The sequence below is a fragment of the Promineifilum sp. (SeqCode) genome, from assembly GCF_041918635.1.
Lineage (GTDB): Bacteria > Chloroflexota > Anaerolineae > Promineifilales > Promineifilaceae > Promineifilum.
The window spans coordinates 1-3,669 of the sequence record NZ_JAYRVJ010000024.1 but is presented as its reverse complement, the minus strand read 5'-3'; the positions used below and the strand labels follow the sequence as shown (position 1 = coordinate 3,669).

Annotated in this window: 1 protein-coding gene and 1 pseudogene; one reads left to right on the top strand and one right to left on the bottom strand. The window is 69.2% G+C overall.

Features of this window, described 5'->3' with window-relative positions; translation table 11 throughout:
• A pseudogene (locus ACE3UY_RS00925) lies at positions 1 to 281 on the bottom strand (hypothetical protein); the annotation flags it as partial.
• Between the two features lie 293 nt (positions 282 to 574).
• On the opposite strand from ACE3UY_RS00925, the gene ACE3UY_RS00920 reads away from it, so the two are divergent.
• The coding region (locus ACE3UY_RS00920) for an adenylate/guanylate cyclase domain-containing protein (RefSeq protein WP_374685679.1) at positions 575 to 3,669 on the top strand (3,095 nt) is incomplete at its 3' end.

Below are 3,669 nucleotides of genomic sequence, written 5' to 3'. Positions count from 1 at the left end.
TTCAGGATGTAGTTGACGCGCGTCGCCCAGGGCAGCTTGCCGAACAGCCGCCGCGTCGAGGCGACCAGCCACTTCCAGTGCAACAGCAAGTGGGTCACGATGGCCGCGCCGAAAGCGATGCCGAGCCACTCATGGATAGCCATACCCGTCGAACGCGGATCGAGCGCGAAGAGAAAGGCGATAAAGATAGCCAGGTCGACCAGGTAGTTGACCTTGACCGGGCTGGTTCTACGCCGCGCCGGCGCGTGGGTGGTCGTTGTTGAGTTGATGATCGTTGTCATTTGATTGCCTCCGTGCAACTGTCGGCATGATAGCGCCGCGATGTTTAGAGAGTGTGAAGGGGTTGTAAAGAGAATGTAGACTTTGGCGGCAAAGTCGGAGTCCGCATCCTCAGATGCGGACGGCCGCGACCAGGCCGACGGCCCCGGCGCGGATACACCACACAGCATCAGCTAAAGCCCGCATCTGAGGATGCGGACTCTGACCTGCTACGTGCCACCTGATAGTTGCCCCACTCCCCTACTCCCCCGCTCCCCTGCCCCCCGCCCACAAACAGGTATAATCAGCCCCGCCTATGACCGTCGAGCTACCGACCGGAACCGTCACCTTCCTGTTCACCGATATCGAGGGCAGCACCCGTTTGTGGGAGCGCTTCCCGGAGCCGATGCGGGCCGCCCTGACGCGCCACGACGAATTGCTACGCGAAATTGTGGAGGCCCACGCCGGCCGCATCGTTAAGACGACGGGCGATGGGGCCTACGCCGTCTTCGGCCGCGCCGCCGACGCGCTGGCTGCCGCCCTGGCTGCCCAGGTCGCCCTGCTGGCCGAGAACGCCCGCCCCGACCGCTTCGGCGGCCTGCCCGAAGACCTGAAGGTACGCATGGGGCTGAACACGGGCGAGGCCGAGGCCCGCGAGGGGGATTACCACGGTACGGCCCTCAACCGCGCCGCCCGTCTGATGTCGGCCGGGCACGGCGGCCAGATTCTCCTGTCGGCCGTCACGGCCAGCGTGGCCGAGAGCGCCCTGCCCGCCGGCGCGACGCTGCGTGACATGGGCGAGCACCGGCTGCCGGGGCTGGCCCGGCCGGAGCGGCTCTATCAGGTCGTCGCCCCCAGCCTGCCCAACGCTTTCCCGCCGCTGCGATCGCTGGGCGAGTACATCGTCAGCCTGCCCACCCCAGCCACCAGCTTCATCGGCCGCGACGACGAGGTACGCCGGCTGGTCGGCCTGCTGGGCGACCCGTCCATCCGGCTGCTGTCGCTGGTCGGCCCCGGCGGCGCGGGCAAGACGCGGCTGGCCATCCAGGCCGCCGGCGACCTGGCCCGCAACGTTTATCGCGCCGACCACGCCGAGGGCGCGTTGGGCGGGGCCGACCGCTTCCTCGACGGCATCTACTTCGTGCCGTTGGCCCCGCTGAACACACCCGAGTCGATGGTCTCGGCCGTGGCCCAGGCGGTTGGCTTCCGCTTCCGCCAGAGCGACGAACCGCCGCGCCGCCAGCTGCTCGACTTTCTGCGCCGCAAGCACCTACTGCTGGTGCTCGACAACCTGGAGCACCTGCTGCCGGAAGGGGGCGCGGATCTGCCGGCCGAACTGCTGGCCGAGTCGCCGGGCATCGGGCTGCTGGCTACTTCGCGCACGCGGCTTAACGTCCAGGGGGAGCACCTCTTTCCCGTCGGCGGCATGATCGCGCCCGATCCGCTGACGGTGCGGCGCTGGCAGACGTTGCGCTCGCCCGACATCGAGACGGAGGCGGCCAACTACAGCGCTGTGCGCCTCTTCTGCCAGAGCGCCGCCCGCGTCCGGCCCGGCTTCCGCCTGGGGCGCGACAACGTGCTCGACGTGGCGCGCATTTGTCGCCAGGTGGAGGGGCTGCCGCTGGGCATCGAGCTGGCCGCGGCCTGGCTGGAGGCGCTGAGCCTGCCGGAGATCGCCGCCGAGATTGAACACAGCCTCGACATCCTGGCAACGGAGCAGCGCGGCGTTTCCGACCGGCAGCGCAGCATTCGCGCTGTGTTCGATACGTCGTGGCAACTGCTGAGCGACCGGGAGCGGGCCATCCTGCCGATGCTGTCCGTCTTTCGCGGCGGCTTCGCCCGCGAGGCAGCCGAGTTCGTCGCCGCCGCCAGCCTGCGCGATCTGCGGGGGCTGGTCAACAAGTCGTGGCTCCAGGTGAACGACGAGGCACGAACGACGAATGACGAACGACAAACGACGAACCCAGAGCCGGCGGCTGGAGCGGATCGTTCCGAACTCGTCGCTCGTCGCTCGTCACCCATCGCTACCGGCGGACGCTTCCAACTACACGAACTCCTGCGCCAATACGCTGAGGAAAAGCTGCGCGAGATGCCCGACCTGGAGGTGCGCGCCCGCGACCGGGCTTCGCGCTACTACGCTCGCTTCCTGGAGAGCACCATGCGCCGTATGATTGGCCCCGAGCAGGTGCGCGCCCTCGACGCCGTGGCCGAGGAGTTCGACGACATCCGCGCCGCCTGGCGCTGGTGGGTGGAACAGGGGGCGTTCGAGCGGCTGGTCGACCAGATGTTGCTGCCGCTCTTCCTCTACGCCACCGCCCGGTTTGTCGGGTCGGACGTGGGGCCGTTGATTGATGAGGCGATTGTGGCGAGGAGGAGCGGGGGGGCGGGGGCGCAGGGGCGCGGGGGAGAAGCCGCCACTGACCAACGACCAACGACCAACAACCAACAACCGGATGCGCTCCTCGCCGCCCTGCTCATCGCCCGCATGGCCGTGTTCGAGCACTACATGACCGGCGAGTTCGGCATGGGCGACATCCGGCCGGCGTGGGAGATCGCCGAGGCGCTGGGCGACGACGCGCCGCGCCGGTTGGGGGTGTGGTACGGCGTCCTCTGCCTGTTCGCCGGCTACCAGATCGAGATGGCGCCGGCCGTGGCCCGGTTGCGGGCGTTCGTGGCCGGCGCGGCGGCCGACGAGTGGGCGCTGGCCGTCGGCCGGCAATCGCTGGCCCGGCTGCTGGCCCACGAGTTCGCGCCGGAGGCCGACCTGCTGGAGGCGCGCCGGCTGGTGGACGAGGCGGTGACCATCTTCGAGCGCATGGGCAACCGCGACGCCTGCGCCGTGGCCTACTCTGACCAGGCAATGATCAGCACCATGCTCGGCCGCTTCGACGAGGGGCATGACTTCCTCGACCGCGCCCAACCGCTGGCCGAGGCGGTGGGCAATTGGGGGCTGGTGTGGCAGTTGCTCCTCTCGCGCCGGGAGATGTTCCTGCAACAGGGGGAGCCGGAGCGCATGTTCCCGGTCTTTGATGAGATGCTGGCGATGAGCCGGCGGGTGGGCAACTACCGGCTGGAGGCCTGGACGCTCAGTTGGGACAGCATCTACGCTCTGCGCTACCACTCGGTCGAGCGGGCGCTGGCGAAGCGGCAGGCGGCGGCGGTGGTGGCCGAGGAGTTCGGGCTGGCCTACGACGCCGCCTGGAGCACGTTCGAGTTGGGCGAGATTCAGCGCGTGCGCGGCGACGTAGCGGCGGCGTGGCAGTGGTACGAGCGCTCGCTGCCCCTGTTCGAGCAAGCCCACGAGCCGATGGGCGCGGCCTTCCACCGGCGCGGGCTGGGCGACCTGGCCCTGCTGCGCGGCGAATGGGAGGCGGCCGACGGCCACTTCCGCGCCTATCTGGCCTGGTCGGA